Origin of the sequence: Streptomyces sp. NPDC048191 (assembly GCF_040652655.1) — a bacterium.
GTDB lineage: Bacteria > Actinomycetota > Actinomycetes > Streptomycetales > Streptomycetaceae > Streptomyces.
The window spans coordinates 1-22906 of sequence record NZ_JBEZMO010000001.1 but is presented as its reverse complement, the minus strand read 5'-3'; the positions used below and the strand labels follow the sequence as shown (position 1 = coordinate 22906).

The following is a 22906-nucleotide window of genomic DNA, read 5'->3' as shown; positions in this document are numbered from 1 at the left end:
CCTGTACGCCGGCCAACTCGCCCGTTTTGCAGTACTCGTGCATGGTAAGTCCGCCGTCGAAAACGTTAATGATCAAGCCGAACGGCTTGGAAAGTGACTGCCAGGTCTATTAACGTTCGATAACGCAGCGCGGTCGTCCCAGCCGTCACAAGAGGCGGCTCCGTGCGCACGCGCCGAATCCCGCAAGGGAACCGGGGAACCACCACCTTGGGGTGAATCACGCGGACGCCGTCGTGAACTCGCAGAGTCCACACCCGGTATACGCGCGTAGGAGACCTTCCTGCTCCGAACCCGTCAGCTAACCCGGTAGGCGGAGGAAGGAAAGGAGAACGCCCGAGTGGCGTCCAACCGGCCTGCCCCAGAAGCCCCGTTCGTGCCCGCGCCGACCGAGCCCGAGACCTTCGGCTACGGCGCCTACCGCGCCGAGGAGGGCCCCTGGGAGGAGTGGAACCCCACCGAGGACTCCCTCGCCCAGGCCCGCGGCCGGCACCGTGTCGCCAAGCAGCGCGGCGGCTTCGCGCGCAGCTCCACCGTCCTCGGCGTCGGCGTGATGGCCGCGGTCGGCGCGGGCGGCATGGCCAGCGCCAACACCGGCAAGCCGCCGGTCTCCATATCCCTGCCGGACCTGGACTCCGTCAGCCACCTCTTCGGCCAGGGCTCCTCCGACGCGCCCAAGACCACCGCCACCGGGCTCAGCAAGGCGGGTGCGGTCACCGACAGCGGCGACAGCAGTGACGCCGGCGAGGCCCTGCGCAACCGGATCATGGCGCAGGCCGAGCAGCAGAAGGGCAAGGCCGCGAGCAAGGCCACCGCCGCCGCGATCGCCGCGTCCGAGAAGCAGACCGCCGACGCTGCCGCCCAGGCGGAGAAGGACGCCGCCGCCAAGGCCGCCGCCGCCCAGCAGAAGGCGGAGGCCGACGCCAAGAAGGCCGCCGAGGCCAAGCGCCTGGCCGAGCTGGCCAAGCAGTACCAGCTGCCCGTCGTCTCGTACACGATCACCGGCACCTTCGGTCAGCCCGGCGCGATGTGGTCCTCCGGCTACCACACCGGACTCGACTTCGCCGCGCCCACCGGCACCCTCATCAAGGCCGTCCACAGCGGCACGGTCACCCAGGCCGGCTGGGCCGGCGCCTACGGCTACCGCACCGTCATCACCCTGGACGACGGCACCGAGCTGTGGTTCTGCCACCAGTCCTCGATCAGCGTCTCCGTCGGTCAGAAGGTCTCCACCGGCGAGGTCATCGGCCGGGTCGGCGCCACCGGCAACGTCACCGGCCCGCACCTGCACCTGGAGGTCCACCCGAACGGCCAGGCCACCGCCGTCGACCCGGCGCCGTGGCTGCGGTCCAAGGGCCTCAACCCCTGAGCGTGACATTCGCGTGAACCAGGGCCTCTCGTTCGGATCACCCGGGGTTCCGGCCTGATCCGAACGAAAGCCCGGCGCCGGCGGCGGAATGCGATCATCCTCCGCCGGTGTTGACGTGAAGCATGACTTCTCTGCGCACACTCGGCTCGTCCGACCTCGAGGTCTTCCCGCTCTCCCTGGGCGGCAACGTCTTCGGCTGGACCGCGGACCAGGCGACCTCCTTCGCCGTTCTCGACGCCTACACGGCGGCCGGCGGCAACTTCATCGACACCGCCGACTCCTACTCCGCCTGGATCGAGGGCAACGAGGGCGGCGAGTCCGAGACGATCATCGGCAAGTGGGTCAAGGCCCGCGGCAACCGCGCCGACGTCGTCATCGCCACCAAGGTCAGCCAGCACCCCGAGTACCAGGGCCTGTCCGCCGCCAACATCAAGGCCGCCGCCGACGCCTCCCTGCGCCGCCTGGACACCGACCACATCGACCTCTACTACACCCACTTCGACAAGCCCGAGGTGCCGGTCGAGGAGATCATCGGCGCCCTGGACGAGCTGGTGAGGGCGGGCAAGGTCCGGCACATCGCCGCCTCCAACATCAGCCCCGAGCGTCTGAAGGCCTCGCTGGACTTCTCCGACCGCGAGGGCCTGGCCCGCTACGTCGCCGTCCAGCCGCACTACAACCTCGTCTCCCGCGACACCTACGAGGGCCCGCTGCAGGACCTGGTCGCCAAGGAGGGCCTGTCCGCGGTGCCCTACTTCTCCCTCGCCTCGGGCTTCCTGACCGGCAAGTACCGCCCCGGCACCAAGGTCGACAGCGCCCGCGCGGGCTCGGTGGCGAAGTACGCGGACTCCGAGCGCGGCCAGAGGGTCCTGACGGTCCTGGACGAGGTCGCCACCGCGCACGACGTCCCCGTCGCCACGGTCGCCCTCGCCTGGCTGGCCGCCCAGCCGACGATCATCGCCCCGATCGCCTCGGCCCGCACGGCCGACCAGCTCCCGGCCCTGCTGGGCGTGGCCGACCTGAAGCTGTCGGAGGAGGAGGTGACGAGGCTGACGGAGGCGTCGGCCTAGGGCTCCGCCCGGCGCCCGGTCCGCCTGCGGCCCGCTTCTTCCCCGGCTACGACCGGTACGGGTTGTAGACCGAGTAGGGCGCCGCCGGATAGCCGTACCCCGGCCAGTGCGGCGCAGGCGCCGGGTACATCGGCCGGGGCGGCGCAGCCACCCGCGCCCCGTACTCCAGGGCCGGCCGGGCCACTTCCCGCCGCTGCCACAGCTCGTCCAGCAGCTCGCGCTCGCGTACCACGAAGTCGGCACCGGCCTTCCCCTTGCGCCCCCGGTGCCGCAGAAACGCGAGCGAGGTGGCGTACGCCTCGTACTGCGCCACCGTCCGCGCCGCCGGCCGGCCGTGGTGGTGCCGGGCGTAGTCCCGGGCCGTCCGTCGCGCCCGCATCGAGCCGAGCGCGAACGGCTCGGCCGGGCCCAGCCAGCCGGCCAGCACATACGCCGGCAGCTCCTCCCGCACGGTGCGCAGCTCCCGCTGCCGCGTCCAGATGGCGAGCCAGGTCAGCAGTCCGAACACGGGGACCATGAACCCGCCGTAGACGGCGAAGAAACCGAACTCGCCGAAGGTGGAGGAGCCGTTCCAGAAGGCGTGCATGCTCATCGCGAGCAGCAGCCCGCAGACCGGCAGCAGCACCCGGCGCACGCGCTGCCCGTCTGCGGAGAGCGCGGCGATGCCGAAGCCGAGGCCGGTGAGGGTGGTGAACAGGGGGTGCGCGAACGGGGACATCACGATGCGCACGAAGAAGGTGGCCGCGGTGACGGAGGCGATGCCGCGGCCGCCGCTCATCTGGTCGGCCCCGAAGGCCGTACCCAGGTAGAGGATGTTCTCGGTGAACGCGAACCCGGTGGCGGTGATGCCCGCTATCACCACTCCGTCGACGATCCCGGTGAAGTCACGCCTTCGGAAGAGGAAGACGAGCAGGACGGCGGCGGCCTTGGCGGATTCCTCCACGATGGGCGCTATCACGGTGGCGCCGAGGGTGTCGGCACTGGCCGGATCGGCGGTCGCGGTGGCTATCCACTTGGTCGCGAAACTGTTGGCGACGATGGCTATCAGCGCCGCCGCGCACGCCCCCCAGGCGAAGGCGAAGACCAGGTTCCGCCAGGGGCCCGGCTCCACGCGGTCCAGCCACCGGAAGGCGGCTATGAGCCAGGGCACGGGCAGCACGGCCAGTCCGAGCCCGACCAGGAACCCCTCGGTACCGGTCTGTCTGCGCACCAGCGCGAGGATGACGAGACCGGACAGCGTGAGCAGGGTGATCAGCGCCCCGTACCGCACCCACCGGCGCTGCCACCAGTGCGGATGGTGGAGCAGCACGGGGCCGTGGGGGCCCGGCGGGTACGTCGGAAACGGAGGACTGGTGGCCACGGCATCGACCCTAACGGTGGCGGGACGAGGGGCTGGAGCGGTTTATCAGACCTGACGCGGTTCGCGTGGGCGGTCCTGGTGCGGTACGCGACGGAACAGCAGATCGTTCACCACATGTCCCTTGTCCAGCCCCTGCCCCTCGAAACGGGTCAGTGGCCGGAACTCGGGGCGCGCCGCGAAACCGCCGTCCGCCTGCGTGTTCTCGAAGTCGGGATGTGCGGTGAGCACCTCCAGCATCTGTTCGGCGTACGGCTCCCAGTCGGTCGCGCAGTGCACGAGCGCTCCGGGCCTCAGCCGGGTCGCGGCGAGCGAGAGGAACTCGGGCTGGATCAGCCGCCGCTTGTGATGCCGCTTCTTGGGCCAGGGGTCCGGGAAGTACACGCGCAGCCCGGCCAGCGAGTCGGGGGTGAGCATCTCCCTGAGCAGGATGATCGCGTCCCCGTTGCCCACCCGGACGTTGGACAGCCCGTGGTGGTCGGCGAGATTGAGCAGGTTGCCCTGTCCCGGGGTGTGGACGTCGACGGCCAGGATGTTGGTGTCCTGGTCGGCCGCGGCCATCTGCGCGGTGGCCTCGCCCATTCCGAAGCCGATCTCCAGCACGACGGGCTTGTCGTTGCCGAACAGCTCAGCGAGATCGATGACCCGCTGCCCGTCGATGTCGAGCCCCCACAGGGGCCACAGCCGCTGCAGCGCGTCCGCCTGCCCGGCGGTCACCCGGCTGCGCCGGGGCTGGAAACTCCGGATCCGCCGCTCGAAGTGCGATCCGGCGGGGTCGGCCTTGGGCCCGTCCGGGAACCGTGGCTCCCCCTTGGCCCGGGTGTGCCGGACGGAGACACCGGGGGCGTGGGCGGTCGGCGCGGGGGCTTCGGGGGCGTTGAGGGAATCAGACACAGTGCTTCCGATTTTACGGCGCCGTACGAGGGTGCCCTCTCTACAGTGCCCCGAGCATCGACAGCACCCGGCGCCCGACCTCCCGGCCGATCGGGAGCGAGGCCGTGGCCGCGGGCGAGGGTGCGTTCAGCACGTGCACGGCACGAGCCCCCTCCTTGATCAGGAAGTCGTCGACCAGCGTCCCGTCCCGCAGCACCGCCTGCGCCCGCACCCCGGCCGGGGCCCGCACCAGGTCGTCCGGCTCCACCGCGGGCAGCAATCTGCGCACCGCCTCCAGGAACGCCCCCTTCGACACCGAGCGGCGCAGCTCCCCCGCGCCGTATCTCCAGTGCCGCCGGGCGATGGCCCACGATCCCGGCCACGCGACCGTCCCGGCCAGCTCCCGGGGGCGTACGACCCCCCAGCCGTACCCCTCGCGGGCCAGCGCCGGCACCGCGTTGGGGCCGATGTGCACGCCGCCGTCGATGCCCCGGGTCAGATGGACCCCGAGGAACGGGAAGGCCGGATCCGGCACCGGATACACCAGGCCGCGCACCAGCTCGGGCCGCGCCAGCTCGTAGTACTCCCCGCGGAACGGCACGATCCGCACCCCGGGCTCGTCCCCGGTCAGCCGCGCCAGCTCGTCGCAGTACAGCCCGGCGCAGTTGACCAGCACGCGCGCGCGTACGACGTCGCCGCCCGCGGTGAGCACGGCCACACCCCGCTCCGGCCGCCGGTCGACCCGTACGACCCGGGCGCCGTACCGGATCTCGGCACCGGAGGCCCGTGCCAGCTGCCGGGCGACGCCGACGAAGTCGCACACCCCCGTCGTGCCGACGTGTATGGCGGCGAGACCGCGCACCTCGGGTTCGTGGTCACCGATCTGTGCGGGCCCGAGCTCCCGTACCGGAATGCCGTTCTCGCGGCCCCGCTGGACGAGTGCGTGCAGCCGGGGCAGCTCCTCGCGCTCGGTGGCGACGATCAGCTTGCCGGTGACGGCGTGCGCGATGCCGTACTCGGCGCAGAACTTCACCATCTCGGCGGCGCCCCGCACCGCGTACCGCGCCTTGAGGGAGCCGGGCCGGTAGTAGATCCCGCTGTGGATCACCCCGCTGTTGCGCCCCGTCTGGTGCCGGGCCGGTCCCGGCTCCTTCTCCAGCACGGTCACCCGCGTGCCCGGCGCGGCACGCGTGATCGCATACGCCGTGGACAGCCCGACGATCCCCCCACCGACCACGAGCACATCACAGTCGTACGCCTCGACCGGCACCTGCACCACCTCCCGCTACCGATAGTGCACTGCGCCACTGACAACGCCTTCAAACGCGGGCGGTGGGGCTCGTCACGCCGGGGCCAGCAGCGGCCGGGCCCGCTCCCGCAGCTCCACCACCCGAGGCTCGTCCCCGTACGGCTCCAGCCGGTGCAGCAGATCCTTCACGTACTCGGTGGTCCGGGCCGACGAGATCCGCCCGGCCACCTCCACGGCCCGCACCCCCTGCTCGCACGCGGCGTCCAGGTTCCCGGACTCCAGCTCGGCCACCGCCGAGACCACCAGCCGCAGGCCGTGCGACCGCACGAACTCCTCCGTCGGCTTCGACAGCGCCTGTTCGGTGAACCGCCGTACCTGCCGGGGCGCCTTCAGGTCCCGATAGCACTCGGCCGCGTCAGCGGCGAACCGGTCATAGCCATAAAAACCAAGCCAAGAAGGATCGTTGTCACCCTCCCGTGATCGCTCCAGCCATCCCTCGGCGGCCTTCAGCGCCGCACCCGCCGCCTGCGCGTCCCCCGCACGCGCGTGAGCGCGCGCCTCCACCAGCCGGAAGAAACTCATCGTGCGGGCCGTCGCCAGCCCGCGGTTCCGCTCCAGCGCGGCCTGCGCCAGGTCGACGCCCTCGTCGCCGAAGCCGCGGTAGGTCGCCTGCAGCGACATGGAGGCCAGGACGTAGCCCCCCAGCGGGACGTCCGCCGCCGCGCGCGCGAGCCGCAGCGCCTGGATGTAGTACCGCTGAGCCGCCTCCTGCTGACCGGTGTCGAAGGCCATCCAGCCGGCGAGCCGGGTGAGTTCGGCGGACGCCCCGAAGAGCGCGCGGCCCACCTCGTCGGAGTAGGAGCCGAGCAGCAGTGGCGCCGCCTCGACCCGCAGGCACTCCGGCACCATCGACGAACGCCAGTCCCCGCCGCCGTACTTGGAGTCCCACCGCCGGGCGTCCTCGGCGGCCTCCCGCAGCTTCTGCACATCGCTGTGGCCGACTTTGATCGGTGCGCCGGAGCCCTCGACGGAGCCCGCCTCCCGCGCGACCGAGCTGTCGGCGGGGGTTATCAGCCATCGTGAGGCGGGCGTTGCGTATGCGCTCACCGCGAACGACCCGGCGAGCGACTGCCAGATGCCGCCGGAGCCGGCCCGGCGCCCGGCGAGGTCGAGGCGGTACAGCTCCGTCGCCGACTTCACCGCCTGTCCCACGTCCCTGGGGAAGGCGAGGCCCACTTCGGGCGCGGGGTCCGCGTCCGCCAGGCCGATCTCGTGGAGCGGCACGGGGCGGCCGAGCTTCTGGCCGATGGCGGCCGCGATGAGGTGCGGCGCCGCGCCCTGCGGCACCATCCCCTTCGACACCCAGCGCGCCACGGAGGTCTTGTCGTAGCGAAGAGTCAACCCGCGTTGAGCGCCAAGGTCGTTGACGCGTCGCGCGAGTCCTGCGTTGCTGATTCCCGCGAGGGCGAGAACGGTGCCGAGCTTTTCGTTCGGCCCGCGTTGCTCCCTGGACATGCGCCACCCCTCGACACAGACGGCTGCCGCGCTGGCATAACCACGCGGCATTCGTAAACCCAGCGTAGTTCGCCGCATCCCAAGCGTTAAGGGGCATTGTTCCGGTTGGCGGGATTGTGGTCCGTACGGAAGTGCGGTCCTGTACGCACCGTGCACGGCCTGTCGCCGCGTGCCCCCGCCCGTGTGGCCGTGCGCCCGTCCGTGCGCTCTTCTCCGGCCATCGGGGGAGCGGTTCCATGGCTCTTGCGTGGGTCGGCCCGCTGTACTGGATCCAGTGGGCTGGGGGACACCGCCACCTTCATCCCCGCGGGTGGCGGACCGGTCCGGGAGGCGATGCCCGCCTCCCGGACTGTGCGCGTGCGCGCGCCGCTCCGCGTTTCGCAGGCATGTACGGAGCGTGCTCAAATTCCGCGCGCTCCGGGATGTTTGGCTGAAAATCGACTCTGCTCGTCGCGGTTCATTTCCGCTCCCACCATGCAACTTGAGGGCGCGAAAGGCGTCTTGAGGGAGCGCACAGGGGGCGCATTCGCGTCGTACTCATCGTGAACGTCCGGCGGCCGGCGGGTGTCGCGGCCGTCGGTCCCTCCTGGTGGCCCCCGTCATCCGCCGCCGGTTTCCCTCGATCGAAGCCGGTGCCGCCGCCCCTCCACACCGCGTCTTTCATGGCAGCATGAGGATCCGGTTCGTACGGTGCACTGTTGTCCACAGCGTGTGGAGGCGTCGATGCGGTGGTTGGTGGGTTGGAGCAGCACCGCCGCGGGCGTCGCCGGAACCGGTTCCGCGGGCGCCACCGGCTACGACGGCGAGACCCTGCACCCGGTCGGTTCCCAACTCCTGTGGGGCGACCCGGATCCGCTGTGGGCCGTCGGCGACTGGCGCCCGGACGAGGTGCGCGTGGTTAAAGCCGACGCCGGCAACCGCATCGCCGTCCTCGGCATCTGCGGCGCCTCCGACGAGGAGCTGCGGCGCGGACTGTTCACCGCGCGCGGGGGCGCACTGCGCCATCTGACGGCCTGGCCGGGCAGCTACACGGCCGTCGTCCAGGTCGGCCGCCGCATCACCGTCTGCGGCGACCTCGCGGGCGCCCGCCCCGTCTTCCACACCCCCTGGGCCGGCGGCACCGCCTACGCCACCGCCGCGCTGCCGCTGGCCGACCTCATCGAGGCCAACCTCGACTTCGGGCACCTGGCCGCCCTGCTCGCCGCCCCGGACGCCCCGGCCTCCCTGCGCGACACCACCCCGTACGACGGCGTACGGCGGGTTCCGCCGGGGCACGCGCTGGTGCTGCGTGCCGGAGCGCGTGAGATCGCCGGGTACGAGCCGGTCGCCTCCCTCGCCGTGGCCGCACCCCCGGCCGACCCCGACCACGCCGTGGACGCCGTACGCGACGCGCTCGTGGAGGCGGTCCGCACCCGGCTGTCGGCGCCCCGGCACGTGCCCGACCTCGACCCCGGCCCGGTGCCGGGAATGGGCCCCGCCGAGCGGCGGGCCCGGCGCGGGATGCCCGTGCCCGGCATCGGCGCCGACCTCTCCGGCGGCCCTGCCTCCGGCACACTGGCGCTGCTGGCCGCCGGGCTGCCCGGAAGACCCGGCACGCTCCTCGGCCACGGCACGGGCGCGGGCGAGCGGCTCCTCGCCGTCACCTTCAACGACCTGGCCGTCGGCGGCCGCGAGGCCGAACTGGAGCGGGCCGGCGCCCTCGCCGCCAACCCCCGCCTGCACCACGTCGTCGTGACCGGCGCCGAGGAGACCCTGCCCTACGCCGACCTGGACGGCCCCCTCACCGACGAGCCGGGCCCCGCGCTGATCACCGCCGCCCGGCACCGCGCCCGGCTCGCCGCCGGCAGCGCCGACCACTTCACCGGCCACGGCGCCCGCCAGGTCCTGGACGCCCACCCCGCGCGCCTGGCGGACCTCCTCATGGACCGCAAACGGCGCCACCTGGTCCGCCCGGTCGCCGCGCTCGCCAAGGCCGACGGCTCGGTGATGGTCCCCGCGCGCGTGTACGGCGCCGCCCGCCGCCTCGCCCGCACGCCCTACCGGGCCGGCGTGGAAGAGCTGGCCGAGCGGCTGATGCGGCGCCGCTTCGACGAGCCCGGCGGAGCGGTCGGCGCGTCCCTCGCCGCGCTGACCTGGGGCAGACCCGGGCCGGCGGCCCGCTGGCTGACCGGGGAGGCGCTGGCCGAAGTATCGGTTCTGCTGCAGGCGGAGGCGGTCCGCTCCGGAACCGGCGCCCAGCGCCCCGGCGACTATCGCGCGCGTGCCGCCCTCGCCCGCCACGCCGCCGACCTGCGCGTCCTGGAACAGGCCGCCGAAATCCGCTCCCAGCGCCTGCACGCGCCGTTCCTCGACAACCAGGTCGTCCGCGCCTGCCGCGCCCTCCCCGAGGCCCTGCGCGTCCGGCCCGGCGCCCGCGCCGCCATCCTCCGTACGGTCCTGGAGGGCGCCGGCGTCACCGAACTCCCGCCCGGCTGGGGCGCCCCCTCCCACGCCTCCTCCGCGGCAGCGGCACGCGCGGGCCTGCGGGTTTCGGCCGACCCCTTGCTGGACCTCTTCGCCTCCCCCCTGCTGGCCGACGCCGGCCTGGTGGAGGCCCGGGTCATCCGCAAGGCCGTGCGCGCGGCCGCCGCCGGCGACCCGCTCCCCCTGGACGGCCTCGCCGACCTCGTCTCCCTCGAACTCTGGCTCCACCGCCTCCTCTCCCGCCGGGGCACGTGCTGGACGGGAACACCGGCACGCGCGCGTGCGGTGCCGTCGGGAATCCAGCCGAGAAGGGGAGCGCTGGCCTCGGGCGCGTGAAGGACGAGGGGCGGCCCCCGCCCTGCCGAGGGCTGCCGTTCGCCGGAAAGCCGCGGCACGGGGCACCGATTCCGCACGGCCCGGTGAAACTCCGTCGCCCCACCCCCGGCCCCCCGCGACAATGACCCGGTGCGGTACAGAATCCTGGGCGTGACCGAGGCGGCAGACGACCAGGGCACCCCCGTACCCATCGGCGGCCGGCGCCTGCGCACGCTCCTCGCCGCCCTGGCCCTGCGCCCCTCCCGCCCCACCACGCCCGAGACCCTGATCGACGAGGTCTGGGCGGGCGACCCACCCCACGACGCCCCCGCCGCCCTCCAGGCCCTGGTCGGCCGTCTGCGCCGGGCCCTCGGCCGCCACACCATCGCCTCCACCCCCGGCGGCTACCGCCTGGAGGCGACCGAGGACGACGTCGACCTGTACGTCTTCGAGCGCCTCGTCCACGCCGGCACCAAGGCCCTCGCCGCGGCCGACCCCGCCACCGCCCACCACGCCCTCACCGAGGCACTCGCCCTCTGGCACGGCCCCGCCCTCGCCGACCTCCCGGACCGCACCGCGGCCGCCCGCCCGGAGGCGCTGCGCAGGGAGGCGACCCGCGCCCGCGCCGCCGCCGCTCTCGACCTCGGCCGCGCCCCGGACGTCGTACCGGAGCTGACGGAACTCACCGCGGCCCACCCGCTGGACGAGCCCCTGCACGCCCTGCTCATCCGCGCCCTGCGCGACGCGGGCCGCCCGGCCGACGCCCTCGCCTCGTACGAGTCCGTCCGCCGCACCCTCGCCGACACCCTCGGCACCGATCCGGGCCCGGAACTCAGGGCCCTGCACGCGTCGTTGCTCGAGGAGCAGGAACCCCCGCCACCGGCGCCGCCGACGTCACCGAAGCCCACGACCCCGCCGGCCCCCGCTCAACCACCCGAGCGCACCGGCAACCTCCGCCCCCGTCTGACGTCCTTCGTCGGGCGGGAACCGGAACTCGAAGCCATTCGTTCCGATGTGCACAGGGCCCGCCTGGTCACGCTCACCGGACCGGGCGGCTCGGGAAAGACCCGTCTCGCCGAGGAGGCCGCCGCAGGGCTCCCCCAGGCATGGCTGGTCGAGCTGGCCCCGCTCGACCATCCGGAGGCGGTGCCGGGCGCGGTGGTCAGCGCGCTCGGTCTGCGCGAGACCGTCCTGCTGGGCAACGACCTGGCGACCCCGCAGGCCGACCCCGTCGCCCTGCTGATCGAGTACTGCGCCCCGCGCAGCAGGCTGCTGATCCTTGACAACTGCGAGCACGTCATCGGCGCGGCCGCCGCCCTCGCCGAGACCCTCCTCACCCACTGCCCGGGGCTCACGATCCTCGCGACCAGCCGTGAACCCCTGGGCGTGCCCGGTGAGTCGGTGCGCCCGGTCGAGCCCCTCGTCCCGGAGCAGGCGCACCGCCTGTTCGCCGAGCGAGCGAAGGCCGTCCGCCCCGACGCCGACGCGGTGCTCGCCGACACCGGGGCCGTGGCGGAGATCTGCCGCCGCCTGGACGGGCTGCCGCTGGCCATCGAACTGGCCGCCGCCCGGCTCAGGCTGCTGACCCCACGGCAGATCGCCGACCGGCTCGACGACCGTTTCCGTCTGCTCACCTCCGGAAGCCGCACGGTCCTGCCCCGCCAGCAGACCCTGCGCGCGGTCGTCGACTGGTCCTGGGACCTGCTGGACGAGCGGGAGCGCACGGTGCTGTGCGAGACGTCGGTGTTCGCCGGCGGCTGGGACCTCGCGGCGGCCGAGGCGGTGTGCTCGGGCCCGGCGGCCGACCTGATCGGCGCCCTCGTGGACAAGTCCCTCGTCGTGGCCGCACCCAGCGGCCCCGACGGCTCCGGCGGCATGCGCTACCGCATGCTGGAGACCATCCACGAGTACGCCACCGAGCGCGCGGCCGAGGTCCCCGGGCTGCGTGCCACGGCCGAGCGCCGGCACCGCGCGTGGGTGCGGACGCTGGTCGAGGAGGCCGAGCCACGCCTGCGGTCCGGGGACCAACTCCCCTGGATCTCCCGCCTGGAGACCGAACTGGACAACATCCGGGCGGCGCTGGACCGTTCCGTGCGGGCCGGCGACGAACCGGAGGCCGGCGCGGTCGCCGTGACCATGGGCTGGTTCTGGTGGCTGCGCAACCACCGCCAGGAGGCGGTGTCCTGGGTACGGCTCGTGCTGCGCCTGGGCGTGGCCCTGGACGCCCTGGACACGGCGGCCACCCCGGCCGCCGGTGGCGGACTGACGGCACTCGTCGAGTCGGCCGATCCGATCGGCGCCTTCCTCGCCGCACCCGACGGCGAGGCCGGCCATCCGCTGCGGGAACTGCGGATGGACCTGCGGATGCTCGACCTGTTCCTGACCTCCGAGTCGAGCACCGAGCACCTGGCGGCCGACCCGCGGGCCCCGGAGTACATCGCGCGCGTCCGCGCCGCCTACGAGCCGGGCGGTCCCCAGGCCGCACGGCTCCCGGGCATCGTCTGGCCCCTGACCGCCTACTACCTGGGCAGCCCGGCGGACCTCGGCCCGGACATGGCCGCTGCCGTCGCCAACTGCCGTGCGTACGGCGGCGACTGGGAGATCGGTGTCTCCCTGATGTACCGCACCCATGTGATCGTCGACTCCCCGGGCAACCTGCGGGGGGTGGACGAGGACCTCGCCGAGCTGCGGACGCTCAGCCGGCGCGTCGGGGACCGCTGGATGCGGGCCCAGGTGTGCAGCGCGGCCGGAGAGGCGGCCATGGCACGCGGCCGGTACGAAGAGGCACGCGGTGAGTACGAGGAGGCGCTGCGCCTCGCCTACGAGGTGGGCGCCTACGCCGAGTCGCCGTTCCTGATGGCGCGGCTCGCCGAGATCGCCTACCGCTCCGGCGACACGAAGACCGCGCTGGCGGACCTGGAGGAGGCCGGAGCGGCCGCCGACCGCTACGCGGTGCCCGAGTCACGCGCCTTCGTGCTGGTGATGCGAGCCCACATCGCCCTGCACGACGGACAGACCGCCCGTGCCCGCGAACTGTACGAGGCGACGCGGGCGGTGACGCGGGGCGGCGGCAATCCGCCACCGCAGTTCGCGGCGGCCCTGCGCACCGTCGAGGCCCTCCTCGCCGCCGACGAGTCCGGCCCCGAGCACGGGCTGCCCATCGTCGCCGAGGCGCTGCGCGAGGCCGTGGCCCAGCGGTGCGCGGAGTCGATCACGGCGGGGCTGGTGGACATCGCGGCCGGTCTCCGGGCCCGGCGTGGCGATCTGGCCGGTGCGGTACGGCTGTTCGCCGCCGCGGACCACTGGCGCGACGGCAATCTGCGTCCCGAGCCGGAGCGCGGCGAGGCCGCCCGGGTGCAGGCCGGCGCCCGTACCGCCCTGTCGCCCGAGCGGTACGCGGCCGAGCGTGCCCGGGGTGCGTCCCTCGGCGTGGACGACGTGCTGCGGGAGCTGGGCTCCCCGGAAGCGGCGGCCGAACGCGGCCGCTGACGGCCACCCGGCTGCCGGTACACCGGTACGCCGGCCTACCGGCAGGTGAACCGGGACTCCGCCCAGTCCGCGACCGCCGCCTCGTCGAAGACGTCGCTGTGCGGCCGCACCACGAGCCGTACGGTCCTGCGCCCCGTCAGATCGACGTGGACGGGGACGGCCTGGTCGTGCCCCTTGACCGTCCCGGACTGCCAGAGCCGGGCCCCGTCGGCGTAGACGGAGAAGGACACCTTCCCGAGGCCGAGCGTCATGTCGTCCACGCCGGCCAGTGCGTCGAAGGAGGTGCACTGCCGGTTGAGGGCGATGGTCACGGACGACTCACCGTGCACGCTCGCCCCGCGCGCGTACTGCTTGCCGCCGACCGACATGCCGTAGCGCTGCCACACCCAGCTGCTCTCGCCGAGCTGGATCTCGGGCCGGGTGCCGTCGCCGCTCACGTCGTAGTCGAGGTCGCTCAGCTCGTAGACGGTCGGCGCGGGCGGCGCGGGCGGAACGGTGGGTGTCGGGGTCGGTTCCGGCTCCGGGGTGGAGGGCGGTGCCGGGGTGGGCGTCGGGCTGTGCCTGGGGGCCGGCTTGGGTGTGGGTTTCGGTGTGGGCGTCGGAGTCGGGGTGGGGGCCGGTGCGGGCGCGAGCACCACCGGCCGCGGTGAGGGCTTCTTCGTCGACGGGGCCGGCTGCGGCGCCTGGGGGCGCACGACCGGCGCGGACGGCGACGGCTTGGCCGCCTCCGTCGCCGGCGGACGACCGTCGTTCACCAGGGCCAGCGCCACCGCGGCGGCGGCCACCGCGACCACCCCCGCCGCGATCCCCGCCTTCACCGGCGCCCCGAGCCCCTCCGCGGCCGCTGCACCGCCCGCGCCGCCGGCCCCGCCGGACGACCCGGAGGCCGCGGCGGCGGCACCCGCCGCCCCGACCCCGGCGCTGCCGGCGACGATGCCGAGCGCCTTGGCGTACCCGGCGGCTCCGAACCAGCCGATGACCGCGACCGGGACGACACCGGGGATACCGTCGGCGACCTCTTCGATCTGCGCGGCCGCCAGCCGGCACCTGGCGCACTCCTCCAGGTGCTTGCGCAGGCCCCGTTCGGCGCGGACGCGCAGCTTGCGGCGGGCGTAGGTGCCGAGCTGGTCGGCATAGCGGGCGCACTCCTCGGCACCGGCCAGGGAGGCGCTGACGTGGGCCTGGAGATAGGCCTGCTTCAGTCCCTCGCGGGCGCGGCTGGCGAGGACGCGGGTGCCGTTGGCGTCCAGCCCGAACAGCACGGCCACGTCGCTCGGGGACTCGTCCTCCACCTCGGTGTGCCACAGCACGGCCTGCCAGCGCTCGGGCAACGAGCGGAAGGCCCGCATCGCCATGGACTGCTCGGCCTCGTGCATCGCGCGCACATCGGCGCCCAGGTCCGTCCCCGCCCCGAAGGAGCCCATGGACGCGGTGTCACCGGACACCTCCGGGGCCCGGGAGGCCTGCTGGGCGAAGACGGCGAAGTCGTCGACGAGCTGCTCGCGGCGGGCGGACCTGGTCCAGTGCGCGGCGACACGCCGCACCGAGGTCAGCAGATAGGCCCGCACGGCGTGCTCGGGACCCGCCCCGCCGCGCACGGCCTGCAGCATCCGGGCGAAGACCTCGGCGGTGAGGTCGTCGGCGGTGTGCCCGTCCCGGCAGCAGGTGCGCGCATAGCGCCGTACGGCGTCCGCGTGCCGCCGGTAGAGCTCCTCGTAGGCGGAGTCGTCACCGCCGCGCATCCGCTCGATCAGCCGGCCGTCGCCGGGCGGCTTCTGCCGGGGCGGCGGCAGCACACTGCCGTCACGCTGGGCCGGCACGCTCCCGGGGGACACGGGGGGCCCGCCCTGAGGCGGCACCTGTGGCGGGATCGGCCCGGCGCCCTCCATGCCCGCGTCGTCATCGCGTGACTCGTCCCACCCGTCAACGCCCATCGCGGAAAGCCCCCGGCACCGGCCCAGCCCAACCCGTCACCGGCTCAGGGTGCCACACCGCCTTTTGCCCAAGGGCCCCGTGTTCACGGCATCCACTCATCCGAGGGCCGTTGCCAGCACAGCCTTACGACCACCATCCGAACGAGCGGTCGCACAGAGGAACCCCGGCCTCGCTCTCGACCGGGGCGCCGCCGGGGCAGGCGGCACGGCGGCGCCCCCGGGGTTCGGGGAACCGCGCGCCCGACCACTGATGACCCGCAGTCCGATGACCACGCGTGCCACCCACCCGGAACCGTCCCGCGACCCCTAGGCCGGCCGGGACCGAAGCCCCTCCAACAGGATGTCCAGCAACCGCGCCGAAGCCGCCGCCTGCTGCGCGGCATCCGGCAGGGACGGCGCCGCCGTGGCGATCACCAGCAGCACATCCCCCACGGACACGTCCGCCCGCAGCTCACCGGCCGCCCGGGCCCGCTCCACGAGCTGCCCGACCACATCGAGCAACACCCCGGCCCCGCTGTCATCGGCAGCCCCAACCGGTTCCCCCGGCACCAGCCGCAGCTCACCACTGCCCGGCTGCGGCCGCTGCTGCGGCACCCGAGGCTCCTCCACGGACCCGGCCGAACCGGTCGAGCCGGCCAGCACCTGCGGAGGCAGCAACCGCCCCGCCCCGGACGCCACGGACGTCCGCAGGAAGCGGGACAGCGCCGACCACGGCTCGTCCTCCTGCCCGAGCGCGGCCCGCGCCTGCTCCGTCAGCCGCGCGGTCTCCTCCTCGGCTATCCGCCGGACCAGCACGTCCTTGCTGGGAAAGCGCCGGTACACCGTGCCGACACCGACCCGTGCGCGCCGCGCCACGTCCTCCATCGGCGCGCCGTAGCCCAGCTCGCCGAAGACCTCACGCGCCGCGCGCAGCACGTGCTCCAGATTGCGCTGTGCGTCCACCCGCAGCGGCGTCGTACGCGGCCCGTCCGCGCGTCCGTTGCCCACCGCCGCGTTCACCGCCCCGCCACCGGGTGCGACGGCGGCTGCAGATGACCAATGCGTGTCCTGAACATGCATGTGTTCCCCCGGTAATGACGTCTCCCCCCGGAGACTCCCCGCAACTGAATACGAAGTGCGTGGAACTGAAGCCGTCTCGACCGGGTCCGCCCGTCGCGACACCCGTTCGACCACATCCCCTACACCCCGTCGACACACGAACATAGTTGAGAGGGGGTCAATTCAGAAGGGGCAGGTTCCGCACAGTGCGCCCCCCGATCGGAGTACGGGTCTCGTACATCCCGTTTCCTCACCTTCGCCCCCCATCTCCCGCCCCCGCTGACCTGCCCCCTTTCGTCCCGCCCCGGCACCGCGCCCGACCCCGCGCACACCCGGCCGCCAGTCACACAAATTGCCGGGGCTGTGGACAAACAACTGCGCCGGGTGCGTCATGGGATGGTGAAGGAACGTGCGCGCATTCTGGTTGTCGGCGGCGGCTACGTCGGGATGTACACGGCCCTGCGTCTGCAGCGGAAGCTGAAGACCGAGCTCAGGCGGGGCGAGGTCGACATCACCGTCGTCACTCCCGACCCCTACATGACGTACCAGCCGTTCCTTCCCGAAGCAGCCGCTGGTTCGATTTCCCCTCGCCACGTCGTCGTACCGCTGCGCCGTGTCCTGGACCAGTGCCACGTGGTCATCGGCGAGGTCACGTCCGTCGACCACGCGGTGCGCACCGCGGCCGTCGCCACCCTCGCCACCGCCGAGGAGGGAAAACCGGCCGAACTCCTCGGCTACGACGAACTCGTGCTCGCCCCCGGCTCCGTCTCCCGCACGCTGCCCGTCCCCGGTCTCGCCGAGTACGGCATCGGCTTCAAGACCGTCGAAGAGGCCATCGGCCTGCGCAACCACGTCATCGAGCAGATGGACATCGCCTCCTCCACCCGCGACCCCGCCGTCCGCGACGCCGCCCTCACCTTCGTCTTCGTCGGCGGCGGCTACGCGGGCGTGGAGGCGCTCGCCGAACTGGAGGACATGGCCCGCTACGCCGCCCGCTACTACCACAACGTCCGCCCCGAGGACATGAAGTGGATCCTCGTGGAGGCCTCCGACCGCATCCTCCCCGAGGTCGGCGCCGAGATGGGCCGCTACACCGTCACCCAGCTGCGCCGCCGCAACATCCAGGTCCTGCTCGAAACCCGCCTGGACTCCTGCGCCGACCGCGTCGCCGTCCTCAGCGACGGCCAGCGCTTCCCGACCCGTACGGTCGTGTGGACCGCGGGCGTCAAACCGCACCCGCTGCTCGCCGCCACCGACCTGCCGCTCACCGCACGCGGCCGGCTGAAATGCACCGCCCAGCTCACCGTCGACGGCGCGGAACACGCCTGGGGGGCCGGAGACGCGGCCGCCGTCCCCGACGTCACCGCCGCCGGACCCGGCACCGAGACCGCGCCCAACGCCCAGCACGCCGTACGCCAGGCCCGCACCCTCGGCGACAACATCGCCCACGCGCTGCGCGGCGAGCCGCTGGAGACCTACGCCCACAAGTACGTCGGTTCGGTCGCCTCCCTCGGCCTGCACAAGGGCGTCGCCCAGGTCTACGGGCGCAAGCTGAAGGGCTACCCTGCCTGGTTCATGCACCGCGTCTACCACCTCAGCAGGGTGCCCACCGTGAACCGGAAGGCCCGGGTCCTGGCGGAATGGACCATCGCCGGACTCTTCAAGCGGGAGATCGTCTCGCTGGGTTCGCTCGAACACCCCCGAGCGGAGTTCGAACTCGCTGCCGGTGGAAAGGCTCCTCACAGCCCCTCGGACGACCCGAAGGGGTCGTCCTGACCGGACCCTGGAACTCCCCGGCACGCCCAGGCGTCTGACGGATGTCGCCGCGGCCCGCCCCCTGCCAGACTGCCCCACGTCCTCGGACGGGCCGCCCGCCCGCCCACAGCACCCACGAGGCTTCTTCCCAAGTGAACTTCACGCGCTGGAGCGCCCGCCTCCCCGGAACACAGCGCCGCGCCGCCGCGCGGACCGAAACCCCGGTCGCCCCGGACCGGCGGGGGGATGGCTCCGTGCCCGCGGCCCGCGCCGAACCGCCGTCCGGCGACACACCGGCCGTGCCCGCCGTCGACGAACTGCCCGCGCGCGACGTCCTGGACCGCGTCCCGGCCCTGGTCGCCCTGGTCCACGGCCCGGACCACCGCATCGCGTACCTCAACGACGCATACGTGGCGGCCTTCGGCGTACGAGCGACGGGCACGCCCGCCCGCGACGCGCTCCCGGAGCTGGCCGGACTGGGCCTGCTCCCGCTCCTCGACCAGGTGCTGCGCAGCGGCAAGCCCCGCACCCTGAAGTCCCGCAAGGCGGTCGACGGCCGCTCCTACACCTTCACCTGCACCCCCGTCGCCGAGGACGGCGACCGCGACGGCGGCGTCCTCGTCTTCGCCACCGACGTCACCGACCACGCCGAGGCCGCCGAACGGCTGCGCGCCAGCGAACGCCGCCAGCGCGAGACGGCCGTCACCCTCCAGCGCTCCCTCCTCCCCCAGGAACTGGAGGAGCCCGACGACCTGCGCATCGCCGCCACCTACCACCCCGGCGGCACCGAGGCCGCGGTCGGCGGCGACTGGTACGACGTGATCACCCTCGGCGGCGGCCGCACGGCGCTGGTCATCGGCGACGTGATGGGCCGCGGCGTCCGCGCGGCGGCCGTGATGGGCCAGCTCCGCACGGCAGTCCGCGCCTACGCCCGCCTGGACCTCCCGCCGCACGAGGTACTCCAGCTGCTGGACGGCCTGGCCGCGGAGATCGACGCGAACCAGATCGCCACCTGCGTCTACGCCGTCCACGACCCCAACGAGGGCCGGCTCGTGTACGCCTCCGCCGGCCACCTGCCGATCCTGGTCCGCGACGAGAACGGCACGGTCTCCCGCGCCGACGAACCCACCGGCCCGCCGCTCGGCACCGGAGGCTGGATGCACGCCTCCGGCTCCATCGCCCTCGGCCCCGGCGCCACGGCGGTCCTCTACACGGACGGCCTGGTCGAACGCCGGAACGAGGACCTGGACGAGGGGATCGCGTCCCTGGAAGCGGCTCTGGCGGGCGCCACGGGCACTCCCCAGGTGGTCTGCGACCGCCTGGTCCGCTCCGCGGGCGTCACCGCCGACCACGACGACGACGTCGCCGTCCTCGTCCTCCAGCACCCGGCCCGCACGGGCCCCGACGGCGACCTCTTCCGCAATGCGGCCCTGGAGCTCCTCGGCGGCGTCGAGGCGGCGCCCCGCGCGCGTGCGTTCGCCTCCGGCGTCCTCACCAGCTGGCGCTTCCCGGCCGAGCTGCACGATCTCGGTGTCCTCGCGGCGAGCGAGCTGGTGGCCAACTCCCTCCAGCACGGCACCCCGCCCATGCGGCTCCGGCTCCGCCGCACCGACCGCCGCCTGATCATCGAGGTGACGGACGGGGACGATCACCTTCCCCGGCGCCGGCGGGCGGAACCGGGGGACGAGTCGGGCCGCGGCATCGCCATCGTGGCGACGATCGCTTCCCACTGGGGCTGCCGCCGCACGCCGGGCGGTGGCAAAGCGGTGTGGTGCGAGTTCGTACTGCCGAAGAGCTAGGCGCCGTACGGACCTTGCCGCCGCGGCCGGCGGGCAGTCGTGCCGCCTGGGGGGACGGGTGGGCGCAGGCGGAGCAGCGCCCCCCCACTCGCCGAGCACCGGGAGCCTTACGCCTCCGCGGCCACCGGCTCCGCGGGCGTGCCGCCCCGGGTGACCACCCGGCTCCCGCGGGCCAGCCACGGCCGGTCCTGGACAGGGGTGAGCCTCCGCCCCAGCCGCAGCGCCAGCATCGTGATCCCCAGCGAGAACAGCAGGAAGGTCACGACGTACGGCGCATGCAGTGAGGCCCCGAGCGGACCACCGACCGCCGGTCCGACGGCCAACGCCAACTGCTTGACCAGCGCAAACGCGGAGTTGTACTGCCCGGCCATCCCCTCGGGGGCCAAGTCGGCCACCAGCGGAGCGACCGTCGGCGACAGCATCGCCTCACCCAGCCCGAACAGCGCGTACGTCGACACGAACGCGGCCGTCGCCATCTCCTGGCTCCCGTGCCCCAGCCCCGCGTACCCCGCGGCCAGCCAGGCCACGGCCCAGATCAGACCGACACCGGCGATGACCCGGGACCGCCGACGACGCTCGACGAACCTCAGCACGGCGAACTGGGCCACCACGATCATCAGCGTGTTCGCGGCCAGGGCGGTCCCCAGCGCGGAGGTGGATATCCCGGCGGCCTCGACGCCGTACGCGCTCAGCCCGGACTCGAACTGGCCGTAGCAGGCGAAGAACAGCACGAAGCCCAGCACACACAGCTGCACCATCGCCCGGTTCCCGAGCAGCTGCTTCCAGCCGCCCCTGCCCGACCGCGCTGGCGCGTCGTCGATGCGCGGCGAGTGCGGCATCCGCACGGTCGCCATCACCACGACGAGCAGCAGGAACATCGCCGCTTCGATCGCGAACAGCAGCGTGAACGAGGACACGCGCGTGGTGTCGACGAGATGACCGCCGATGAGGCCGCCTATACCGAGCCCCAGGTTCTGCAGGAAGAACTGCATCGCGAACGCCCGCGACCGCGTGTCGGCCGTGGAGCAGTCCACGATCATCGTCGCCAGCGCCGGCTGCATCACGGCCTGCCCGGCACCGAGCGCCGCGGCCGACAGCAGTACGGCGGTGGCGTTCCCCGCGAGCCCCAGGCTCAGCGCGCCGAGCGCGGCGGTGACCAGGGCGGCGAGCAGGACCGGCAGCGGGCCGCGCCGCACGATCGCCCTGCCCGCGAACGGCAGCACGATCAGCGCGGCCACGGCGAAGACGGCGAGCACGAGTCCCGCCGTCATGGCTCCCAGGCCCCGCACCTGCGCCACGTAGACGTACAGGTACGGGACGGTGAAGCCGAGCCCGAACGCGCTGAGTGCGTTGCCCACGTGGATCCGGCGCATCGCTGCGCCCATCGCCCTGGTCACGTTCACCTCTCTCACTAGTTAGACCTGAAGACTTCAAAGCTAAAGTTCGAAGCTAAAGACTACACAGGGAAGGACTTCAACGCAAAGCGACCGCGTGCGATACTGCGGCCATGGCCGACACCGCCCCCGACGTCACAGAGCCGACGCTCGAAGAGCAGATCGCCGCCTACCAGCGCGAGTTCCAGGACCTCGACCCCCAGGTCGAGAAGATCGTCTCGGCGCTGTCCCGGCTCAACCGCCGTATGAACGTCGCCTACGGCCGCCAGACCTCCGCCCTCGGCATCAGCAACGCCGAGTGGGAGGTGCTCAAGGCGCTGGTCCTCTCCGGAGCTCCCTACCGCCTGGGCCCCAGCGACCTCGCCAAGCGCCTCGGCCTCACCCCGGCCGCGATGACCCATCGGATCGACCGCATGCTCGCCGAGGGACTGGTCACCCGGGAGCGTGACGAGTCCAACCGCGTTCGGGTGATTGTCGAGCTGACCCCCGAGGGCCGTGAGAAGTGGCTGGAGGCGATGCGCCTGGCGACCGTGTTCGAGGAGGACCTGCTCCAGGACCTCACTCCGGCGGAGCGCGCGGTCCTCGGCGAGGTGCTGACCAGGCTCCTGCGCAGGGTGGAGGACGCCCAGCCGGACGCCGGCGGCCGCCTCAGTGACCTGGACTGAGACCGTCCTAAAAAATCTTGACAGACAGGGTTGACGCCGCCCTGGCGGATCCGTAAAGTTCTTCGGGTTGCCGCGGAGCCGTAACGGTTCTCCGGTAGCACCTCAGTCGCTTCGAGCGACGCCCTCACACCAGCAGCACGATCTCCCGTCCGGGTCGATTTTCGGCATGCCCGAATTCAATTCGAATGGAAGTCCGGTGGCCCGATTGGGAATCGCCGAGCGGATCCGCTAAGGTTTGAGACGTCGGAACGGCCCAACGGCCGGGAAGACAAACCCCGCTGACTGGGAGTCAGAGCCGAAAGGATCTGATAGAGTCGGAACCGCCGGAAAGGGAAACGCGAGAGAATCGCGGGCACCTGGAAAGCACCGAGGAAATCGGATCGAGAAAAGATCTGATAGAGTCGGAAACACCGAAGGGAAGCCCGGAGGAAAGCCCGAGAGGGTGAGTACAAAGGAAGCGACCGTTCCTTGAGAACTCAACAGCGTGCCAAAAGTCAACGCCAGATATGTTGATACCCCGTCTCCAGCATCTGCTGGGGCGAGGTTCCTTTGAAATAACACAGCGAGGACGCTGTGTGCGAGGGGATCATTCCTCCTCTCGCACCGCTCTCGTGGTGTCATCCCGAT

Annotated in this window: 14 protein-coding genes and 1 riboswitch; of the genes, 7 read left to right on the top strand and 7 right to left on the bottom strand. The window is 72.9% G+C overall.

The annotated features are described in order from the left end of the window. Positions 1-161 precede the first annotated feature (161 nt). A riboswitch (cyclic di-AMP (ydaO/yuaA leader) is annotated at positions 162-330 on the top strand. Positions 331-337: 7 nt separating this feature from the next. Both AB0D93_RS00070 and AB0D93_RS00065 read left to right on the top strand, forming a co-directional pair. Further along, on the top strand, positions 338-1366 hold the full coding sequence (locus tag AB0D93_RS00070; RefSeq protein WP_362110276.1) for a M23 family metallopeptidase: 1029 nt from the start codon (positions 338-340) through the stop codon (positions 1364-1366). Between the two features lie 122 nt (positions 1367-1488). Then, entirely contained in the window at positions 1489-2433 is a 945-nt protein-coding gene (locus AB0D93_RS00065; protein ID WP_362110273.1) for an aldo/keto reductase, read from the top strand. A 46-nt stretch (positions 2434-2479) separates the two neighbouring features. On the opposite strand, the gene AB0D93_RS00060 is transcribed toward AB0D93_RS00065, so the two are convergent. The 4 genes from AB0D93_RS00060 to AB0D93_RS00045 form a co-directional block, all read right to left on the bottom strand. Further along, entirely contained in the window at positions 2480-3793 is a 1314-nt protein-coding gene (locus tag AB0D93_RS00060; RefSeq protein WP_362110270.1) for a PrsW family intramembrane metalloprotease, read from the bottom strand. A 45-nt stretch (positions 3794-3838) separates the two neighbouring features. Continuing rightward, on the bottom strand, positions 3839-4684 hold the full coding sequence (trmB, locus tag AB0D93_RS00055; RefSeq protein WP_362110267.1) for a tRNA (guanosine(46)-N7)-methyltransferase TrmB: 846 nt from the start codon (positions 4682-4684) through the stop codon (positions 3839-3841). A gap of 40 nt (positions 4685-4724) precedes the next feature. Beyond that, positions 4725-5942 carry an L-2-hydroxyglutarate oxidase gene (gene lhgO / locus AB0D93_RS00050; protein WP_362110264.1) on the bottom strand — a complete coding sequence of 406 codons (1218 nt, stop codon included), beginning with the start codon at positions 5940-5942 and terminating at the stop codon, positions 4725-4727. Positions 5943-6005: 63 nt separating this feature from the next. Next, a complete protein-coding gene (locus AB0D93_RS00045) occupies positions 6006-7427 on the bottom strand; it encodes an MFS transporter (protein ID WP_362110261.1) in 1422 nt (473 codons plus the stop codon). 723 nt (positions 7428-8150) lie between these two features. On the opposite strand from AB0D93_RS00045, the gene AB0D93_RS00040 reads away from it, so the two are divergent. Then, on the top strand, positions 8151-10226 hold the full coding sequence (locus tag AB0D93_RS00040) for an asparagine synthase-related protein (protein ID WP_362110258.1): 2076 nt from the start codon (positions 8151-8153) through the stop codon (positions 10224-10226). 150 nt (positions 10227-10376) lie between these two features. Then, positions 10377-13694, top strand: a complete 3318-nt coding sequence (locus AB0D93_RS00035) for a BTAD domain-containing putative transcriptional regulator (protein WP_362110255.1) — start codon at positions 10377-10379, stop codon at positions 13692-13694. Between the two features lie 35 nt (positions 13695-13729). Here AB0D93_RS00035 and AB0D93_RS00030 read toward each other — a convergent pair whose 3' ends face one another. Beyond that, complete coding sequence (locus tag AB0D93_RS00030; RefSeq protein ID WP_362110252.1) at positions 13730-15628, bottom strand: sigma-70 family RNA polymerase sigma factor; 1899 nt, start codon at positions 15626-15628, stop codon at positions 13730-13732. Between the two features lie 306 nt (positions 15629-15934). Continuing rightward, positions 15935-16687, bottom strand: a complete 753-nt coding sequence (locus tag AB0D93_RS00025; protein WP_362110249.1) for a helix-turn-helix domain-containing protein — start codon at positions 16685-16687, stop codon at positions 15935-15937. Positions 16688-17062: 375 nt separating this feature from the next. Here AB0D93_RS00025 and AB0D93_RS00020 point away from each other — a divergent pair, with 375 nt between their 5' ends. Next, positions 17063-18442 carry an NAD(P)/FAD-dependent oxidoreductase gene (locus tag AB0D93_RS00020; RefSeq protein WP_362110246.1) on the top strand — a complete coding sequence of 460 codons (1380 nt, stop codon included), beginning with the start codon at positions 17063-17065 and terminating at the stop codon, positions 18440-18442. Positions 18443-18573: 131 nt separating this feature from the next. After that, positions 18574-20220 carry a SpoIIE family protein phosphatase gene (locus AB0D93_RS00015; RefSeq protein ID WP_362110243.1) on the top strand — a complete coding sequence of 549 codons (1647 nt, stop codon included), beginning with the start codon at positions 18574-18576 and terminating at the stop codon, positions 20218-20220. Between the two features lie 107 nt (positions 20221-20327). Here the strand turns inward: AB0D93_RS00015 and AB0D93_RS00010 are convergent, their stop codons facing one another. Continuing rightward, a complete protein-coding gene (locus AB0D93_RS00010) occupies positions 20328-21617 on the bottom strand; it encodes an MFS transporter (protein ID WP_362110240.1) in 1290 nt (429 codons plus the stop codon). A gap of 110 nt (positions 21618-21727) precedes the next feature. On the opposite strand from AB0D93_RS00010, the gene AB0D93_RS00005 reads away from it, so the two are divergent. Beyond that, a complete protein-coding gene (locus AB0D93_RS00005) occupies positions 21728-22279 on the top strand; it encodes a MarR family transcriptional regulator (RefSeq protein ID WP_362110237.1) in 552 nt (183 codons plus the stop codon). Positions 22280-22906: the final 627 nt, after the last annotated feature.